Raw genomic sequence first — 17970 nt, forward strand, 5'->3', positions numbered from 1 at the left:
CAGTATGGCCGCATCGGACACCAATCCCAACCGACGGCGGAGGAACACATGGGACAGCGAACGGTCGACTTGGCAATCATCGGGTCGGGCGGTGCGGCGTACGCGGCCGCCATCCGCGCGACCGGTCTGGGCAAGCGGGTGGTGATGATCGAGCGCTCCACGATCGGCGGCACGTGCGTGAACACCGGCTGCGTCCCGTCGAAGGCCCTGATCGCGGCGGCCGAGGCGCGCCACGTCGCGGCCGATGCTGCCCGGTTCCCCGGCATCACAGCCGCCACCGGGCCTGTCGACATGCCCGATCTGATCGAGGGAAAGCAAGCGCTGGTCGAGTCGCTGCGGGCCGAGAAGTACGTCGCCGTCGCCGACGCCTACGGCTGGCCGATCGTCCACGGCGACGCCACCTTCGACGGCACCCCGGATGCGCCGGTGCTGAACATCGTCTCCGAGGACGGCGGCAGTGAGGTGATCGAGGCCCAGCACTACCTGGTCGCCACGGGCGCGACTGCCTGGATCCCCCCGATCGAAGGCCTCGGCACAGTCGAGTACCTGACCTCGACCACTGCGATGGAACTGACCGAGGTGCCCGAGTCGCTGCTGGTGCTGGGCGGCGGCTACGTCGCGCTTGAGCAGGCGCAGCTCTTCGCCCGCCTCGGTTCGAAGGTCACGATGGTGGTCCGGTCCCGGCTCGCCTCGAAGGAGGAGCCGGAGGCATCCCAGGCGCTGCAGCAGGTGTTGGCCGACGAGGGCATCCGCGTCGTACGACGCGCTGTCGTCGACCGCGTGGAGTACGACGCAGCGACCGGCGAGGTCGTGGCGTCGGCATCGGTGTCCGGTGGGCGGCAGGAGTTCCGTGCCGCCAAGTTCCTTGTCGCGATGGGTCGCCGGCCGGTCACCGAGGGTCTCAACCTCGGAGCAGTGGAGGTCAAGACCGGCGATGACGGGGAGATCGTGGTCACCGACCAGCTCGGCTCCTCCAACCCTCGGATCTGGGCCGCCGGCGACGTGACGGGACACCGCGAGTTCGTCTATGTCGCGGCCAACCACGGCGCCATGGTGGTCGACAACGCCTTCGGTGACGCGGATCGCTCGGTCGACTACGCCCACCTGCCCCGGGTGACGTTCACCAGCCCGGCGCTGGGGTCGGTCGGGATGACCGAGGAGGAGGTCCTGGCGGCCGGCATTCGGTGTGACTGCCGGGTGCTGCCACTGCAGTACGTGCCCCGGGCGCTGGTCAATCGCGATACCCGCGGGTTCATCAAGCTCGTCGCCGATGCGGACACCGGACGGATCCTCGGGTTGACCGCGGTCGCCAAGGATGCGGGCGAGCTTGCCGCCGCTGGGGTGTGGATCCTCAACGCCGGGATGACGATCGATCAGGTCGCGCACTCGTGGGCGCCGTATCTGACCATGGCCGAGGGCATCAAGATCGCCGCCCAGTCCTTCACCACCGACGTCTCCAAGCTGTCCTGCTGCGCCTCCTGACGCGCCCAACCTCCGAGAACCCAGGAATGAGAGACACGATGACCAACCACAGCAGCGACCTGATGGCGCGGCTCGCCACCCCCGATCAGTCCGGCCTCGACCTCGCCGTACTGGTGCCGCTGCTGCGGCTCCTCGCCGCCGGGGACCCGGTCGAGGTCACCGCCCTGGCTGCGGCCACCACCCTGACCGTCGAGGAGATCCGCGACCGCCTGGCCGCCGTACCGGACACGGAGTACGACGACCAGGGACGGATCATCGGGCAGGGCCTGACCCTGCGCCCGACGCCGCACCGGTTCACCGTCGACGGCCAGGAGCTCTACACCTGGTGCGCCCTGGACACCCTGATCTTCCCGACCCTGCTCGACCGGGCCGCACGGATCGAGTCCGCCTCACCCGTCAGCGGCGAGCCGATCCGGGTCACCGTCGGGCCGGAGGGTGTCACTGCCGTCGAACCCGCCGCCGCGGTGGTGTCCCTGGTCAACCCTGCCGACATGACGTCGATCCGCTCGTCGTTCTGCAACCAGGTGCACTACTTCACCTCCGCCGAGGACGCCCGGCCCTGGCTGGCGAAGCACCTTGGCGGCGAAGTCGTACCGGTCGCGGACGCGTACCGGCTCGGCGCGGCACTCACCTCGCAGACCCTCGGTCCGCGCGACACCCGACAGACCACCGGAGCAGCGGCGACCGCCGACTGCTGCTCCCACTGACCGCAACCATCGATTAAAGGACCCCGAGCACCGATGACCAACCAGCCACCGCGCCAGCAGAAGAACGGCGCCGACTCGACCCACGGAGTCCTCCTGGGAGGGGGCGCTGCCTTGCTGATGATCCTGTGCTGCGCCGGACCCGCCCTGATCGCCTCCGGCTCGCTCGCCGTGCTCGGCGGCTGGCTGGCTCGTTCCTGGGTGATCGGCCTGGCCGGCCTCGCCGTCGTGATCGTCGTCTTCCTTGCGCGCCGCACACGCTCGAACGCCACCCACGACTGCTGCGCACCCACTGCTCCCGCCGACCACTCCACCACACCGGGCCACGCCCGAGAACAGGACCGCTGACCGTTGCTCACCTCTCGCCGCACCTCAACCACGATCTCCAGCCGGTCCCGACTCCGGCGACGCTGCTACGCGGCACCGCTTGCGCTCGGCGCCCTCGCCCTCCTCCTCAGCGCTTGTGGCGGGCTCACCAAGGACACCTCGACCGCAGCGAACAGCAACCCTCCGACCGCCGGGACCACCGCATCGACCTTCATCGCCCAGAAGATCGGCGGCGGCTCGCTCCAACTGCCAGGCGCTCGGCCAGCCGTGCTGCTCTTCTTCGGCGTCGAGTGCGGCGGGTGCGGCCCCACCGCCACGGCCCTGGCCGAGGTCCAGGCCGACCGCTCAGCGGTGGCGGACTTCGCCGCCGTCGACATCGTCCCCGGAGAGTCCATCGAGGACATCAAGGGATTCCTGAGCACAAACAAAGCGACCTCGCTTGCCTTTGCCAGCGACTCCGACGGCAGCTTGTTCCAGCGCTACGGCGTCACGTCGCTCACCACGGTGGTCATCGTCGACGCCGGTGGCAAGGTCGTCTATCGGGCGGTAGAGCCGTCGGCCGACACGATCCGGTCCGAGCTGGCGAAGGTGACCGGCTGATGGGTGGGCTGCTCGCCCTCGCATTCGCGGCAGGCATGGTCGCCCCGGTCAACCCGTGCGGGTTCGCGCTGCTGCCGGCCTGGATCTCCCTGACCGCCGGGAATGCCGATACCGCTGCCCTGCCGACGCGGTTGAGCCGCGCACTGCTCGCGGGCCTGGCCTTGACCCTCGGCTTCGCCGGCACCCTGGTCGTCGTCGGCCTCATCGTCAGCGCCGGCGCCCACGCGATCATCGACGCCGCTCCTTGGCTGGGCCTGATCCTCGGAGTGGTCCTCCTGGTGCTCGGCCTGGTCATGCTCACCGGCCGCTCGCTGGGCCTTCGAGTTCCTGGCCGCAGCGTCCGCCCACGAGCCGGCAGGCACGGTGCCGGCCAGTCGATCCTCTACGGCATCGGGTTCGCCGCCGCTTCGCTGGCCTGCACCAGCGGACTGCTCCTCGCGGTGATCGCCCAATCCCAGGCGACCGCCACCTACACCGGCCTGCTCGTCGTCTTCGCCGCGTACGCCGCCGGTTCCGCCACGATCCTGCTGCTCCTCGCCATTGCCACCGCGCTCGCGGGCAGCGCACTTACCCGCTGGGCGGCAAGCATGGCGAGATTCGGGCCCAGGATCACCGCCATCGTGCTGGTACTGACCGGCGCCTACCTGGCCTGGTACTGGTACCCCGCCGCGGTCACCGGCGGCAGTTCCGCAACTGGCAACCCCATGGCCCGGTTCGCCGCGACCGTCGCTACGTGGGTCCAGTCCCACGGTCAGCCTGTCGCAGTCGCCGCAACCGTGGCCGTCCTCAGCGCACTCATCCTGGTCGTTGTTCACCGCAAGAACCGGCACCGCCCAGCATCCCCGGCTCCCGCAAGCAGCGAGACGTCGCCCGACCCCGAGGACTGCTGCGCCCCCGCACTCTCAAGTCCCGACGAGTCGCAGCAGGTCACGGCTCGCCGAGACCACGACCTCGGCTAGACGGACGCTCGGCAGTAGTGCCAGGTGGTCCCGAAGACTCACGGCGGGGTTGCCGGTGCCGAGCCGGATCATGGACGCTCCTTGTGTCCTTCCCGGATGAGGCGAATCATCTCAGCGATCCGGATCGGGCGCTGGTCAGGCCGGCGCTTGGTGGAGTCGATCCATCGCAGCCATTGCTTTCGATAGAACCGCGCGAGGGCGTCGAACGACGCCGCCGCAAGGGGGTTGGCATCGAGAGCCGCCGCGATGTCGGGAGCGAGGTCGGCCCGTTGGGGGCCTTCCAGCTGAAGCACGACGTCGACCTCGGCGCCGCCAGCCAGTGGTTCGCAGGTCCATGCGGGCCCGAGTGCGATGACCGGTCCGGTTTCGCGTTTCTCGATGACGCCGCGCATCGATCGACCATCCACCGACCCGGTCACCGGGTGGCGCGGTTTGGAACCCCACGCCTGGTCGGGGTCGAACGGAATCAAGATCAGCGTGCGCCCGCGGGGATCGACAGCGACTGAGGTCCGGAACCGCTCCTGCCTGCTCATGGACTCAGAGTGCCACCCTCCGCCACGAGCGCGGCGGGATGGACTTGACCCGGGTCCGGGAATGGCGAGTCCGACAACCACGGCGCCGATTCGAGCACCCTCCACAAACCCTCCACAAACCACCGGGACCTGTCGGTAGCGTCCGGTAGTCTCGATGCGAGCGCGCAACCCGCCCGCTCGTACGACAAGTTGTGAAGTTGTGTGTGACCAGGCCCTCCGGGGAGTGGACACCAGCGACAAACGCGCAGGTCAGAGGGCATCTGGCCGGTCAGGATCAGCCCATGACCCCGATTAGGGGTGGGGTTGGCGATCGGCTAGAGTGGTCTCACCGACGCGGGGTGGAGCAGCTCGGTAGCTCGCTGGGCTCATAACCCAGAGGTCGCAGGTTCAAATCCTGCCCCCGCTACAAAGCAAAAGTGCAGGTCAGAGGCGGTTTCCGAAGAGATCCGGGAGCCGCCTCTTGCTTTCCCAAGGGCCGCTTGTCCGCAACTTGTCCGCAAGCGCTGCCGTCTGAGTGCTCTTCGATTCGGTAGTGGATGAGGCTGGATAGCCGTGGATGGGCCTGGAATTTGCAGCACGATACGATGCGTTCCACCGACGTCCGCCCACGACGGGCTGGGGGTAGCGATGCCGCCCGATGGGTCATTGCAGAAGTCGCGGCCCACTCATTGGCAGGCAGGCAACGAGACTTGGGGACCGGCTACCCCGGCGCCATGGAACCCGGCATCCTGGGCCGCGCGAGTGGAAGTCGCGCGGCCTCGATGGTGGTCTGCTGGCGCCTGCCACCACGTCCGGCCACGACGTGGGAAAGCCACCGAACGGGGGTGTCCGTCCGAAGAACCCGGCGTGACGAATCCCCTCATCGACCCCTGTGCCGCTCAGGAGGCACATGCACGCGCGGCTGCCGCTCCGCTGCCCTTTGCTCAAGGACCCCAGCATCCTGCTGCACGAGGCTTGCCTTTGGGGTCCTGCAGTAAGCAGCGGAGGCCGATGCTGCGCTGTGGCAGGCATCGACCGTCCTCAGGTTGGCCTGACGCAAACCGTCCACGACGGGCCTGGGTGCGGGAACGATTCGGCGAGCAAGTATGTCGTGGGGGGAGACCCAGACGACGTCCCCGTCGGGAGCCTGAGTGGCCAGGCCGGCCTCGATGTCGTTGTGCGCCCGGATGGACAGCGCTCGAGCTGGTCCGGTCAGGTTGGGTGCCTCGGCCTTCTCCGCGACGACATACGCCAACTCCGAGCTTGACTCGAGTGTGTGGAGGGTCGCGTCGATGCCGGGCAGAAGGCCGGGCCCGGCGGCAATGACATCGAGGCTGGCCATTGTGGTGGAGGCGTGGGTCAGCTCGCGGTAGGCGGCACGAACTTCGGCGGCCGTGCGCATCAGGTCGGGGTCAAGACGATCATCTGGGGCAGTGAGGTCGCCCCAGCGGCTGGCGAGGTTGCTCCAGGCACGGCCGGCCTCGGCGATCGTCGGTGAGAGCCGGTCAGTGGGCTCGAGGTGGCCGGCGTGCTGGGCCGCGTCGACGAGCACCATGGCGGCGCCGGCGATGAGGCCCTGGGTGCGGGCGATGAGGACCATGTTGGTCGGCCATGCGTCGGAGGCGAGGGTGCGGTGGGCCTGGATGTCCCACCCGGCGAGGGCCCGGGAGATCCGGGTGTCGTCCTCGATCGGTCGGTTGGCTTCGCCCCGGAGCGCCTGGGTGAACCGTCCGTCGAGGTACCTGCCCGCGGCCGCCTCGGAGACGGCCATGCGGCGGATCCACTCGGTGGTCGGCGGGACGGCGTAGGGGGAGTGACGCCGGTTGAGCTCGATGGGCCGGTTAGTGCCGAGCGCGGCCTGGTACCGGCTGTGGCCGTGCTGGTGCAGGGAGACACCAACGGCGTGGGCGCTGACGTACAGGGCGTGCATGATCCGGGCGCGAGCGGCCTCGAGGTCGCGGAAGCTCTCGGCGCGCTGGACCGGGATGTCGGCGCCGTAGCGGTGCACCAAGTCGCTGGCGTGACCGAGGGTCCTGGTCATCTGAGTCATGCGCCGATCGGGCCGGCTCGCCTGTGGCCAGCTGCTGCTGCCCAAACTCCTGCCGATCGCGTCCCCGACCGAGACCAGGCGGGTGATGGGTTCATCGCGGGTGTGCGCGCCTGCCCCGAATCCCTGCCCGGGCAGGCTGCTCCACAGCGACGACGCGGCCGTGACCAGGTCGGGCCAGCCGTGGAGGAGCCGGCCGGCGTCGTCGCCGGCGACGTCCATCAGCAGGTGGCGCGCGGTGTGGTCGACGTCGTGCAGCAGCTCGCCGACGGTGCGGATGTCCCGAGAGGTGAGCGGGATCTGCGTGGTGTCGAAGAGCGCGTCGTCGACGTCGGCGAAGCCGCGTCGGCGGTCAGCATCCAAGGTCGCGTGCCTCCCGGATCAGGTCGCACAGGTCGACCACCAGCTGGGAGCTGTTGACCAGGTCGGGGCGGTGGGCTGGGAGCGGCCGGGTGAGCTCCTCCGCGGCCGTGAGCAGCTGCAGCGCGCTCTGCCCCTCTAGGTCCTCCTGGTCGACGTCGGGCAGCTGGTAGTTCTCGGGGAGGAGCGAGCTGGCCTGCGCCTGTAGCAGGTAGACGCCGAGACCCAGGGACTGCAGCGGTGAGTCGGGCTCGGCCCCTTCCCAGACGCGGGTGGCGGCCTGGTGGAGCAGCTGGGCTATGGAGCCGAGGCGGTCCCACGTGTCATCGGCGGTGAGGGTGTGCACGGGGTGGTTCCATTCGGTCGGAGTGGTCCGGGATCGGGTGTGGTCCATGCACCCATGGCGGGGCCGGTCCCTGCTCTGGCGTGGATTGGGGCTGTGGATAACTCCGTTGGTGTCGGCGGTTGGGCACAGACTGGTCACGTTCGCCTAGGTCGCGCGGAGGTCGTCGGACGATCACCCCGCGGCAAAGTCGAGAGATTCGCACTAGTGCTGACCGATGGAGGTGGTCGAGATGAAGGTCCCGATGACGGTGCTGAGGGTCGTGACCCTGGGGCCTGCGCTGCTGGTGAGCTTCCTCCTCGCCGTGGCGGTGTTCGCGCTGCTCCCGCCGGCCCTGGGCCTGGTGCTGTTCCTGGCCTCGGCGGCCGTGCTGGGCGCGTTGGCGCTGGGCCAGCTCGAGGTGGTGGCGATCGGGTTGCTGACTCGGTCGCGGCCGGCGACGGAGGCCGAGTTCCGGGTGATGGCGCCGGTCTTGGCTGAGCTGGGTGGTCGTGGCGTCGACGTCGGTTCCCTGTACGTGCGTCGTGTGCAGCGGCCGCAGACGCCGGTGGCGTTGGCGATCGGGCACCGGGAGGTGGTCATCACGTCGGGCCTGGTGGAGGGGACCTACCGGGGCGGCGTGACCGGCGCGGAGGCTGTGGCGGTGCTTGCGCATGCTGTCGGTCGGCGTCGGGCGATCCGGCCGCGGTTGGAGGCTGCGGTGCTGGCTGCCACGACGCCTTGGCGGATGGTGGTGGCCACGTTCCGCGGTGTGGGTCGGGCGTTTGCCTGGCTGCCGTTCATGCGGGTGGCCTGGACGCTGCGCGGCGTCGTGGGCGTGATCTGCGTGGTGCAGTCGGTCGCTGAGGGCCGGACCTGGCCGGGGCTGCTGGGTGGGGCGGTGATCGCGCTGACCTACCTGGTGCCGGCGGCTGGCCGCGTGATCGAGGCCCGCGGGGAGGTTGCTGCGGACCAGCTGGTGGTCGAGCTCGGGCTGGGCGGGGTGCTGGCGGGGCTGCTGCGCCGATACGGGCATCCGATGACGCTCGAGCGGCTGCAGCGCCTCGACGCGGCCGCGGAGCCGCCTCAGCGGCCGCGGCTGCACCTGGTCCCCGGCTGAGCCGCGCGTGGGCAGTCCACGCACCTAGTCGTCGTCCTGGAAGCCGGACGTCGAGTGGTGGACGCAGCTGCGGCCGTCCCCTACGTGCGGCTTGTGGTTCATGCACGTCAGCGGGCCGAGCTTGTGCGAGCAGGCGACTCATCGCACGGTCGACTGGCTGGGGGCGGCCGGGGTGATCGGGGCAGCCATCGCTGACACCTCCTGGCCTATCGGCGCGGGCCGCGGCGGCGGCCGAGCTGGGGGCGCTGGTAGGCGGCGGTGTCGGTGTGGTCGTGCTGCCGGCCCGATCGTTGGACCTGCGCGATCTCGGCGTCGGGGGAGGGGCCGGTATCGGGTGCCGCGGCCTGCGCGGCGGCTTCCTCCGTGGCCCGGATCTCCTCGGCGCGCTGGCGGGCCTCTTCCTCAAGTGCTGCTTCCTCGCGAGCGGTGTAGTCGCTCATGGTTACTCCCAGTGGATCCGCGGACCGGCACCGGCTGCGCCAGTCCTCCTGGTCTCCTAAGTCCGGCCCAGGCGTGGGGGCGATCACATGGTGCTCAGCAGTTGCCCCACAGGCCGGTCTCGGCGCTGTGGGCGTCCTGTGCGGCCGCGGCGTAGTCGGTCTCGCGGGCGAGCTGCTGGTCGGTGTCGTAGACCCGTGCTGCGCCGGCGGCCAGGAGCTCGCGGGCTGCGTCGGTGCCGGCGTGGTCGACGTAGCGCAGCATCCGGCCGTAGCGGTCTCGGTCGGGCTGGCCGGTGTCGGTGGTGAGGAAGACGGTGCTGCCGACCGGTGCCAGCTGCTCGAGCTGCTCGGTGGCTTCGGTGGAGTAGCACTCGGCCGGCGTCGGGGGATGGGCGACTTCGGGGGCTTCGATGCCGAGCAGGCGGACTCGGCCGAGATCGCCTCCGTCGAGGTCCTCGACGCGAAGCGTGTCGCCGTCGAGGACCGCCACGACCCGGACTCGGGTGGCGTTCGCCTCGCTGCCAGCGGGGTCGGCGGGCAGGGCAGCCTTGATCCCGCCGGCGGCGAGGACGGCGATCGCCGCGGTGGCGATGCCGCCGAGGGCTTTCACCTGACCACCCGCAGCTGGGGCCGCTCGTCGACGTCGAGCCCGCTGATAACGGCGCCGGCCGGTAAGGTGCCGGCCGCCAGGGTCGAGGTCCATGGCGTCCTCCTCCCCCTCAACGAGCCGGGGACCCGGCGGTCGGGGCGGCACTAGTAACCGGGTTCCGGCCGTGCTCGGACATCCGGTGGCGGGCGTTGTCGGAGATCTCGGCGGCGATGCCGGCCGACTGCCGGGCGCTGGTGGCAGCGTGGTCGACGACGTCCCCGAGGAGACGAACGTCCTCATCGGCGCGGGCGAGCTCCTTGCCGGCAGTGCGGATGCTGCGGTCCAGGGTGACCGGTTCGAGCAGCGCCGGCGGAGTGACGTCCTGGCTGACTCGGCGCGCGCTGTCGACGTGCTGGGCGGCGAGCTGCGCCACCGGCTTGGCAAGCGCGACCATCTCGCCGACGACCGCGATGCGTGGCTTCAGCTGCGCGACGTCGCCCGCGACGACGGGATCGGAGGTGTCTGCCAGATCGAGGACGCCACGGGCCTCGTTGAGCGACTCCGAAGCGTGGTTGAGGTGCCCGAACAGCTCGCGGGTCAGCTCCGGCATACCGTTGCAGCGGGTCTGGAGTCGACCCAGGTGCTCGCTGGCCGCCTCGAGGTAGAAGTCACCGCGGTCGGTGAGTCTCGCCTTGGCTGCGTCGAGCTCGGCGTCGTCGAGCACGCGGAGTGCAGAGGTGATCGAGGTCTGGATGTCCTCAACCACCCTTCGGGCGCGGCCCACGGCCCGCTCGGCGACGAAGACGGCGTCGGCGGCGCGCAGCGTCGTGTCGGTGGACGTCATGCCGATTCGTCTCCTCCGCTCTCGGGCGCCCGAGAACTGTTGGGCGGCGGCAGGACCTCGCGCATCCGGTCGAGCGAGGCCAGTGCCTGCTCGAGGTGATCGCGGACCTCCTGGACAGGGTCACGGTCGGGGGTATCAGTGGGCGTGCTCACGGGCAGCTCCTTGGTGGACCGGGTACATGTCTCAGTCACCAAAGGAAGCCCGGCCCGCCGGGGCGATCACCGAGCCGAGGAAATCTGGATCTGGCGCCGGCTCTCCGACGCCCGGTGCTTGTTCCTAGGGCTGGTCCCAGGGCATCGACTCCTGGCCGTCGTCGACGCCATGGCTGATGATGTGGGCGGTGGCGTTGCGCGCGGCGTCGAGGTGCTTGTGGAGGTCGAGCGCGAGGCCGCGCGCCTCCTCCAAATGGAGTCGTGCGACGCCGATCGCCATGGACGGATCGGATTCGTCGGTCATCGAGTCCATGCTGAGCTCCTGGCTGGCCAGGGCTTGCTCGAGGGCGCTGGACAGTTGCGAGCACGCCTGGGGGAGCGCGGCCGCGATGTCGGCGAACTCGGCGAGCTGGTCAGACGTCTCGGCCGGGATCCGGTCCCGCTGCCACATCGTGATCCGGTTGAAGCCGAAGACGTGTTCGCGGGCCGCATTCGCGTGCGCTGTTGCCTCGAGTCCGCCACCGTCGTCCACCCGCTGCTCCTTCGGTCCGCTGGGTCTATGGCTCTATGGGTCGAGTCTCGCTGATCGTGCGGGCCTTCGCCTGGCGCGAGCGCACGGCTGTGGATAAACCGGGAAGGGCCTTCCGCCGGGGGTCGTCGGGCGGGAGTCTGAGCGGCTCGTGGACGACCAGGCGGCCCTGATGCACGACGGGTGGCGATATCTGCCGCCGCGTGGTCAACGCGTTGGCCTGCGGGGACGGACGGCCTACCGAAGGCTCGCCGCGGCGGTGGGGGAGTGACGAACTGCATGCCCGCGGAACTCTGCTCAGCGAGTGATGCCGTTGCCGGGCGTGTCGGCTGCGCCGCCGCCGGCGAGCGGTGCGCGGGCCCTCAGTCGACGGCGGGCCGGGCTGTCGGCCTCCTGACCGACCTCTTCGACGTCGCGGCTAGGACGGCCGTCTCGCACTGGCGGATGGGCGGCCTCGCTGAGAGATCCGGCAAGGTCCTCGATGTCGGCCTCCAGTACACGCTCAAGGAGGTTGGCGATGCTCGTTGGGGAGCCGTCGCACTCGGCCGCCAAGGAGGCGGCCAGATGGTCGAGCGCGGCGTTGCCGCACGGGGTGAAGATGACGACTCCGGGACCCGGGTTCTCAGTTGGGGATGTGCTCGTGGTCCACCTCGCTTCCTAGCCACCTAAGTCAGGCACGAGGCTGGGAGCGATCAACAGCGGCCGAAGCTCCCTCGTGCAGGTTTGGCGTACAGCGCGAACAAGCCAACTCCGGAGCGTGGTGCCTTGGATGGTCGGGGTGCGTGCGAGCAACCGTCGTCAGCGGGTTCGAACTCGCCCTGCTCTGTGTGCGGACCTTGACGAAGATCGACGAGGGCATGCAGATAGTGTTCGGCGGCGATGGTTTCCGGAGTCGATCCCTCAGCATTGCGGGCTTCCCGAGAGAAGGCGGGTCTGACCCAGCACGAGCTGGCGCGACTCGTTGGCGCAGCTGGGGGAGAGCGCGTCTCACGCTGGGAACTCGGTACCTCGGTGCCGCGGCCCGACTTCCTGGTGAAGCTCGCTCGCGCCCTCGACATCCCGGCGCTCCGGCTGATCCACCTTGACGGCGAGGTCCCCGACCTAAGGGCGCTGCGCCTGCAGGCTGGCTTGACCGTGCCCGAGCTCGTCGCCCGGTCGAATCTGTCGGCACCGACGTACTACTCCTGGGAGCAAGGTCGATGGACCCGGCTGCCCGGGCCTTCCACGCTCGAGGCACTCGGGCGCGTTCTCCATGAACCGGCCGACGTCGTCGCGATGGCGTTCAATGAAGCGCAGCGCCTCCGCCGACAGCGGCAGGGCCGGACCAAGCCTCGGTAGCTGAGTACCTGCACGGATGATTGCCGCTGGACACGAGGGGCGGAATCGGCACGGGAGAAACCCGGACGAATGTGGTCTCATGGATCCGCGCGTTCGGTCGCGCTGACGCCCAGTTCCATCGGGGGACTTGGGCCGCGACCCCTCCTGCAGAGGACTCTGGCGATGATTTCTCGGATTCCGCCCCCTGTGGAGAAACCAGAACTCGATAAGAATGCACTAGTGTGTTCCTATGAAATTGGGTCATGGTGATCGCCCCGGCCTGTCTTGACACATAGGTGATCGAGAGACGAGAGGACTCGGACTGATGTCGCTGGACACCACCTCGCAGACCGCTTCTGGAGGCCCGCCGCCGAGCGGCCCGGCGCCGGCTGCCTCGAAGGAAACGGTCGGTCGCGAGCAGGCCACCGCCCGGGCGAAAAGACGCCGTCGGCCCTTGTTGTTCGCGATCTGCGTGGTGCTGGTCGCCGCCGGAGCGCTTGGCGCCGCGTTTGCCTACACCTCGGTCAGCGACACGCAGGAGGTCCTCGTCGTGAACCGGGACGTCGCGCGAGGAGAGACCATCGAGGCCGGTGACCTCGCCATCGTGCGCGTGAGCGTCGACCCGGCGCTGACGCCTGTTCCCGGCAGCCAGAAGGCCGAGCTCGAGGGCAGTCGCGCCGCCGTCGACCTGTGGGCCGGCACCTTGCTCACCGAGCAGGCAGTCGCCGACAACCTGGTGCCGGGTGAGGGGGAGTCCCTGGTGGGCATCAGCCTGACTCCCGCCCAGATGCCCTCGGAGCCGCTCTACGGCGGCGACGTCGTCCGGATCGTCACCACCCCCGGAGACCAGGGCGAGATCACCGACAAGGAGCCCGTCACCATCGAGGCCACGGTGGTTGGTGTGAGCCGGGTCGAGGAGACGGGGGAGACCGTCGTCGACGTCTCGGTGCCCGAAAGCGAGGCGGCCGACCTTGCGGCCCGCGCCGCCACCGGCCGGGTCGCGCTCGTCCTGGACGCCCGGGAGCGCTGAGGAATGGCGCTGATCGTCCTGGCCTCCGCGAGCGGTTCGCCCGGCGTGTCCACCACGGCGCTCGGGCTCACCCTCAACTGGCCGCGTCCCGTGCTCCTGGTCGACGCCGACCCAACCGGATCCTCCTCGGTCTTCGCCGGCTACTTCCACGGCACACAGGAGCCGACCGGTGGCCTGATCAACCTCGCCCTCTCCTTGCGCGATGGAGGACTGGCCGACGCCTTGCCCCGCGAGACGCTGCTGCTGGACCCCGAAGCGCCGGCCGAGCGATCGGCCTGGTTCCTGCCCGGTATCCGCGCCCACGAGCAGGCCCCCAGCCTGCTGCCCCTGTGGGATCCGCTCACCGAGCAGCTGCGCACCCTCGAGCGCAACGACCAGGACGTCATCGTCGACGCCGGCCGGCTCGGCCTCGCCGGCTCGGCACAGCCGCTCATCGCCGCCTCCGACCTGACCCTGCTCGTCACCCGCAGCTCGCTGCCGGCACTGGCCGGCGCGACAAGCTGGGCCAAGACCCTGCGGGGACAGTTCGCCGCGGTCGGTGGCCTATCTCGTCTCGGGGTCCTCCTCGTCGACGAGGAGCGCCGCTGGCCCACGGTTCCCACCGGCGCCCGAGTGAGGCCCTACACCGCACGCCACATCGCCAAGGCCCTGCAGATCCCCGTGGTCGCCTCTGTGGACTGGGAGCCCGAGGTAGCCGAGTTCTACTCCCATGGCGCTCGCAAGCCCCGCAAGTTCGAGTCCTCCGGACTGCTGCGCGGCTACCGCGCCAGCACCGCCATCATCCAGTCCATCCTCGGCGCCAACCAGGCAGCCCTCGCTCCCACGAACGGAGGCCACGCATGAGCGCCAACGGACACCACCCGGAGACCAACGGCCGTGACCCGCTGCGCGCCGACGAGTGGCTCGAGGCCCGCCACGCCGCGAACCGCGAGCAGACCTCCCCGTTCGCCCGCGGCAGCATCAACGGCACCCCGCCGCCCCAGCCGCCGGTCGTCGAGGACCACGACCCGACCTCGCTGCCGATCTTCGCCTCCGCTTGGACCAGCGACAGCGAGGGGCAGCCGCCCGGCCGCGCCCGCTCGGAGTTCAGCCTGCGCCCGCTCGTGGTGCCCGCAGAGGAGCACCACCACATCCACGGCGCCGATGGCGAAGTCGAGCTGGACTGGGAGCTGGTCGCGCAGTACCGCGCCGAGATCTCCTCGCGCCTGACCGCCCGACTCGACAAGGAAGGTGGCCGGGTCACCGAAGAGGACCGCGAGCAGATGGGCCTCGACGTCATCGAGGAGCTCATCAAGTCCGAGGCCGAGACGCTGGTCTCCACCGGCCGGCCCCCGTGGTCGAAGGACCAGGAGAAGGCACTCAAGTCCGCCCTCCACGCCGCCCTGTTCGGACTCGGCCGCCTGCAGCCGCTGGTCGAGCGCGAGGACGTCGAGAACATCATCGTCATCGCCCGCGGCCCGGCCTGCTCGGTGTGGCTGGAGCTCACCGACGGCACCCTGGTCGAGGCCGCCCCGATCGCCGACTCCGAGGACGAGCTGCGCGAGTTCCTCTCCGATCTCGGCGCACGGCAGAACCGGCCCTTCACCGAGGCCCGTCCGCACCTGGACCTCCGGCTGCCCGGGGGAGCGCGGCTCGCGGCCGGCTCCTGGGTGATGGCCTGCACCTCGGTGGTGATCCGGCGCCACGGCATGCGCGAGGTGTCGATGGACGAGATGGTCTACGACCGCAAGGCGTGTAGCCCGGTCCTGGCCGACTTCGTCGCCGCCTGCGTGCGCGCCGGCAAGAGCATCGTCGTGTCCGGGGTCCAAGGCTCTGGCAAGACCACGTGGGTCCGCGCCCTGGCTTCGTGCATCCCGCCTTGGGAGATGATCGGCACATTCGAGACCGAGTTCGAGCTGCACCTGCACGAGCTGGTCGACAGGCACAAGATCGTCCACGCCTGGGAGCACCGCCCCGGATCCGGCGAGGTCGGCATCGACGGCCGCCAGGCCGGTGAGTTCAGCCTCGAGGAGGCCATCCACCACTCCTTCCGGTTCAGCCTCGCCCGCCAGATCGTCGGCGAGGTCCGCGGCCCCGAGGTCTGGAACATGCTCAAGGCCATGGAGTCCGGCCCGGGCTCGATCAGCACCACCCACGCCCGCAGCGCCGAGCACACCATCGAGAAGCTCGTCTCCTGCGCCATGGAGAAGGGCCCCCAGGTCACCCGCGATCTGGCGATCAGCAAGCTCGCCGCCGCGATCGACATCGTGATGTACCTGCGCTCGGAGGTCATCCCCAACCCCGACGGCACCTTCCGCAAGCAGCGCTGGGTCGAGGAGGTCCTGGTCGTCCAGCCCAGCATCGACGCCGCCAGGGGATACGCCACCACCCCGATCTTCGCCCCCAACCAGCTCGGCCAGGCTGTCGCGACAGGCAAGCTCGACAACTTCCTCGCCCAGGAGCTGGCGAGGCATGGGTTCGACCTCGAGGCGTACAAGGCCGAGTCCCTGGCCAACCCGGGGGTGGCCACCTCATGAGCACCGTGTTCCTGCCCGCCGTCTTCGGGGCCCTTATCGTCATCGGCCTGATCGGGATGGTCTACGCAATGATCCCGGCACCGCCCAAGCCGCAGCGGCCCGCCCGGAGCGTCACCCCGTTCGGACGGCTCGGGAGCTGGTTCGCCCGGCTCGACCGCCGCACCCGGATGCTGATGGTCGGCGGTGCCGTGGCCGGCCTCCTGGTCGCGCTGGTGACCGGCTGGGTGATCGCGATCGTGCTCGTCCCGGCCGGTATCATCGGTATCCCGCTGCTGCTCACGCCCCCGCCGGCGGCCGCGAGCATCGAGAAGCTCGAGTCGCTCGAGGAGTGGACGCGGTCCCTCTCAGGCAAGCTGACCGCCGGCCAGTCCCTGCGCTCGGCGCTCATCAGGTCCCTGCAGTCCGCGCCGGCGCCGATCGAACGCGAGGTCGGGCTGATGGTCTCCCGGCTGTGGAATAGCACCGCCAGCACCGAGGACGTGCTGCGCGCCTTCGCCGAGGACCTCAACGACTCCACCGGCGATGTCGTGGCCAGCCAGCTGATCTTGGCCGCCAGCGGCCGCGGCCAGGCCGGACTGTCGAAGGCGCTGGACGCCCTCGCCGAGACCGTCGCCTCCGATGTGCGCGCTCGCCGCCAGATCGCCGCCGACCAGGCCAAGCCCCGCACCACCGCCCGCACCGTCACCGTGATCACCCTCGGTGTGCTCGGCATGCTCGCGTTCACCGGCGACTACATCGAGCCCTACGGGTCCCCGCTCGGCCAGGTCATCCTCGCCGTCCTGCTCTCGGCCTACGTGGCGACCTTGCTGTGGATGCGCCGGATGGCGGTCGCCAAGCCGCTCCCGCGGTTCCTCGACCTCCAGGCCCGCAACGCGCACCGCGCCGCCCAGCGCACGGCACCGAGCGAGAACCAAGGCGCGCTCGCATGACCGGCCTGCAGATCGCCCTCGCAAGCGGCGCCCTCCTCGGGCTGGCCCTCGCCCTGCTCGTGTGGCGCCTCGCGCGGTCGGACCCTGATCTGGTCGACGCCCTGGACCGTCTCTCGCCCGACCACGTCGTGCCCCGACGTAGCGCCCACGGCCTCGACGACGCCGGCACCGACACCGGATCGGCGGTCGATCGGATCGGCCTGTGGGCGTTGAAGAACCTGCCCGGCGGTGCCTGGGCACACACGCCCCGCAAGGACCTGGCGCTCCTGCAGATCAGTGAGACCCGGTTCTACGGCGAGAAGGTCGTCTGGGCGATGCTCGGGCTGATCATGCCGCCGCTGCTGGCTGGGTTCTTCAGTCTGATCGGGCTCCCGCTACCGTTCGCGATCCCCACCCTCGGGTCGCTGGCCCTGGCCGCGCTGTTCTGGTTCATGCCCAACTACAACGCCGCCGACGACGCCAAGAAGGCCCGCATCGAGTTCAGCCGAGCGCTGGGCGCCTACATCGACATGGTCGCCACCGGCGTACGCGACGGATCCAGTGGCCAGCAGGCGCTGCGCTCCGCGGCCGAGGTTGGCGACACCTGGGTGTTCAAGCGGATCGAGAGCGAGCTGCGCCGCGCCCGCTACATGACCCGCGCACCGTGGGACTCCCTGCACGGTCTGGCCGACGAGCTCGGCGTCCCCGAGCTCGACGACCTCGCCGACATCATGCAGCAATCCGGCCAGGACGGCGCTCAGATCTACAACAACCTCCGAGCCCGCGCCGCTGCACTCCGCTCGGCGATGCTCAGCGCCGAGGTCGGCAAGGCCAACGCCACCTCTGAGCGCATGTACATCCCCGCCAGCCTGCTCGGCGTCGTCTTCTTGGCGATCCTCGTCGCCCCCTCGATGCTCCGCTTCACCACCTGACCGACCTAACACCGACCCCAAAGAACCCGGGTCACCCAAACCGCAACACCCGAACAACCAGGAAGGAAGAACCCCGATGTTGAAGCTCTTCATCGCCCTCCAGCTGGCGGCGCTGACCACGCTCGCCTCCCTCGAGGACCGCGTCACCAGGCAGCGCGACGAGCGCGGCTCCGTCACGATCGAGCAGGTCATCTGGGCGGGCGCGGTGATCGTCATCGTCGGCATCGTCGTCGCGGCCATCAAGTTCTTCGTGACCAGCGAGTCCGCCAAGATCAAGTAG

21 protein-coding genes and 1 tRNA gene are annotated in these 17970 nt (G+C 69.9%); 14 read left to right on the forward strand and 8 right to left on the reverse strand.

Features of this window, described 5'->3' with window-relative positions; genetic code table 11:
* Nucleotides 1-48: 48 nt before the first annotated feature.
* From merA to IEX47_RS02160, 5 genes are read left to right on the forward strand one after another with little or no spacing between them, the layout of a single operon-like run.
* The gene (gene merA, locus IEX47_RS02140) at nt 49-1482 is read left to right on the forward strand and encodes a mercury(II) reductase (RefSeq protein WP_188782325.1); all 1434 of its coding nucleotides are present in this window, start codon (nt 49-51) and stop codon (nt 1480-1482) included.
* A gap of 38 nt (nt 1483-1520) precedes the next feature.
* A complete protein-coding gene (gene merB, locus IEX47_RS02145) occupies nt 1521-2189 on the forward strand; it encodes an organomercurial lyase MerB (RefSeq protein ID WP_188782326.1) in 669 nt (222 codons plus the stop codon).
* A gap of 33 nt (nt 2190-2222) precedes the next feature.
* Nucleotides 2223-2534 (forward strand): mercuric ion transporter MerT, encoded by a 312-nt coding sequence (gene merT / locus IEX47_RS02150; RefSeq protein ID WP_188782327.1) that lies wholly within the window; start codon nt 2223-2225, stop codon nt 2532-2534.
* A gap of 3 nt (nt 2535-2537) precedes the next feature.
* Complete coding sequence (locus tag IEX47_RS02155) at nt 2538-3113, forward strand: TlpA family protein disulfide reductase (protein WP_188782328.1); 576 nt, start codon at nt 2538-2540, stop codon at nt 3111-3113.
* Nucleotides 3113-4072 (forward strand): cytochrome c biogenesis CcdA family protein, encoded by a 960-nt coding sequence (locus IEX47_RS02160; protein WP_188782329.1) that lies wholly within the window; start codon nt 3113-3115, stop codon nt 4070-4072. Before IEX47_RS02155 ends, IEX47_RS02160 begins: the two co-directional genes overlap by 1 nt.
* Before the next feature lie 68 nt (nt 4073-4140).
* Here the strand turns inward: IEX47_RS02160 and IEX47_RS02165 are convergent, their stop codons facing one another.
* Nucleotides 4141-4605 (reverse strand): YdeI/OmpD-associated family protein, encoded by a 465-nt coding sequence (locus IEX47_RS02165; RefSeq protein WP_188782330.1) that lies wholly within the window; start codon nt 4603-4605, stop codon nt 4141-4143.
* 332 nt (nt 4606-4937) lie between these two features.
* Between IEX47_RS02165 and IEX47_RS02170 the strand changes: the two genes are divergently transcribed.
* Nucleotides 4938-5011: transfer RNA gene (locus IEX47_RS02170), tRNA-Met, on the forward strand.
* Between the two features lie 453 nt (nt 5012-5464).
* On the opposite strand, the gene IEX47_RS02175 is transcribed toward IEX47_RS02170, so the two are convergent.
* On the reverse strand, nt 5465-6994 hold the full coding sequence (locus IEX47_RS02175) for a hypothetical protein (RefSeq protein WP_188782331.1): 1530 nt from the start codon (nt 6992-6994) through the stop codon (nt 5465-5467).
* Complete coding sequence (locus tag IEX47_RS02180; RefSeq protein ID WP_188782332.1) at nt 6984-7337, reverse strand: hypothetical protein; 354 nt, start codon at nt 7335-7337, stop codon at nt 6984-6986. The genes IEX47_RS02175 and IEX47_RS02180 overlap by 11 nt, the downstream gene beginning before the upstream one ends.
* A 214-nt stretch (nt 7338-7551) precedes the next feature.
* Between IEX47_RS02180 and IEX47_RS18055 the strand changes: the two genes are divergently transcribed.
* On the forward strand, nt 7552-8433 hold the full coding sequence (locus tag IEX47_RS18055; RefSeq protein WP_188782333.1) for a hypothetical protein: 882 nt from the start codon (nt 7552-7554) through the stop codon (nt 8431-8433).
* 206 nt (nt 8434-8639) lie between these two features.
* Here the strand turns inward: IEX47_RS18055 and IEX47_RS02190 are convergent, their stop codons facing one another.
* The 5 genes from IEX47_RS02190 to IEX47_RS02210 form a co-directional block, all read right to left on the reverse strand.
* Nucleotides 8640-8873, reverse strand: a complete 234-nt coding sequence (locus IEX47_RS02190; RefSeq protein ID WP_188782334.1) for a hypothetical protein — start codon at nt 8871-8873, stop codon at nt 8640-8642.
* A gap of 94 nt (nt 8874-8967) precedes the next feature.
* The gene (locus IEX47_RS02195) at nt 8968-9483 is read right to left on the reverse strand and encodes a thermonuclease family protein (protein WP_188782335.1); all 516 of its coding nucleotides are present in this window, start codon (nt 9481-9483) and stop codon (nt 8968-8970) included.
* Nucleotides 9484-9592: 109 nt separating this feature from the next.
* A complete protein-coding gene (locus IEX47_RS02200) occupies nt 9593-10306 on the reverse strand; it encodes a hypothetical protein (RefSeq protein ID WP_188782336.1) in 714 nt (237 codons plus the stop codon).
* Complete coding sequence (locus IEX47_RS02205; protein ID WP_188782337.1) at nt 10303-10458, reverse strand: hypothetical protein; 156 nt, start codon at nt 10456-10458, stop codon at nt 10303-10305. The genes IEX47_RS02200 and IEX47_RS02205 overlap by 4 nt, the downstream gene beginning before the upstream one ends.
* Nucleotides 10459-10582: 124 nt before the next feature.
* On the reverse strand, nt 10583-10990 hold the full coding sequence (locus tag IEX47_RS02210) for a hypothetical protein (RefSeq protein WP_188782338.1): 408 nt from the start codon (nt 10988-10990) through the stop codon (nt 10583-10585).
* 876 nt (nt 10991-11866) lie between these two features.
* Here IEX47_RS02210 and IEX47_RS02215 point away from each other — a divergent pair.
* The 7 genes from IEX47_RS02215 to IEX47_RS02245 all read left to right on the forward strand — a co-directional run bounded on the left by IEX47_RS02215 (nt 11867) and on the right by IEX47_RS02245 (nt 17970).
* Complete coding sequence (locus tag IEX47_RS02215; RefSeq protein WP_188782339.1) at nt 11867-12325, forward strand: helix-turn-helix transcriptional regulator; 459 nt, start codon at nt 11867-11869, stop codon at nt 12323-12325.
* Nucleotides 12326-12629: 304 nt separating this feature from the next.
* Nucleotides 12630-13334 (forward strand): SAF domain-containing protein, encoded by a 705-nt coding sequence (locus IEX47_RS02220; RefSeq protein WP_188782340.1) that lies wholly within the window; start codon nt 12630-12632, stop codon nt 13332-13334.
* Between the two features lie 3 nt (nt 13335-13337).
* Nucleotides 13338-14177: a MinD/ParA family ATP-binding protein gene (locus IEX47_RS02225; protein ID WP_188782341.1), complete on the forward strand. Its 840-nt coding sequence runs from the start codon at nt 13338-13340 to the stop codon at nt 14175-14177.
* Nucleotides 14174-15850 (forward strand): TadA family conjugal transfer-associated ATPase, encoded by a 1677-nt coding sequence (locus tag IEX47_RS02230; protein WP_188782342.1) that lies wholly within the window; start codon nt 14174-14176, stop codon nt 15848-15850. The genes IEX47_RS02225 and IEX47_RS02230 overlap by 4 nt, the downstream gene beginning before the upstream one ends.
* Nucleotides 15847-16779, forward strand: a complete 933-nt coding sequence (locus IEX47_RS02235) for a type II secretion system F family protein (protein WP_188782343.1) — start codon at nt 15847-15849, stop codon at nt 16777-16779. Before IEX47_RS02230 ends, IEX47_RS02235 begins: the two co-directional genes overlap by 4 nt.
* On the forward strand, nt 16776-17690 hold the full coding sequence (locus IEX47_RS02240) for a type II secretion system F family protein (protein ID WP_188782344.1): 915 nt from the start codon (nt 16776-16778) through the stop codon (nt 17688-17690). The genes IEX47_RS02235 and IEX47_RS02240 overlap by 4 nt, the downstream gene beginning before the upstream one ends.
* Before the next feature lie 76 nt (nt 17691-17766).
* A complete protein-coding gene (locus IEX47_RS02245; RefSeq protein ID WP_056890682.1) occupies nt 17767-17970 on the forward strand; it encodes a hypothetical protein in 204 nt (67 codons plus the stop codon).

The organism is Nocardioides phosphati (assembly GCF_014646375.1).
In the GTDB taxonomy this organism is placed as follows: Bacteria; Actinomycetota; Actinomycetes; order Propionibacteriales; family Nocardioidaceae; genus Nocardioides; species Nocardioides phosphati.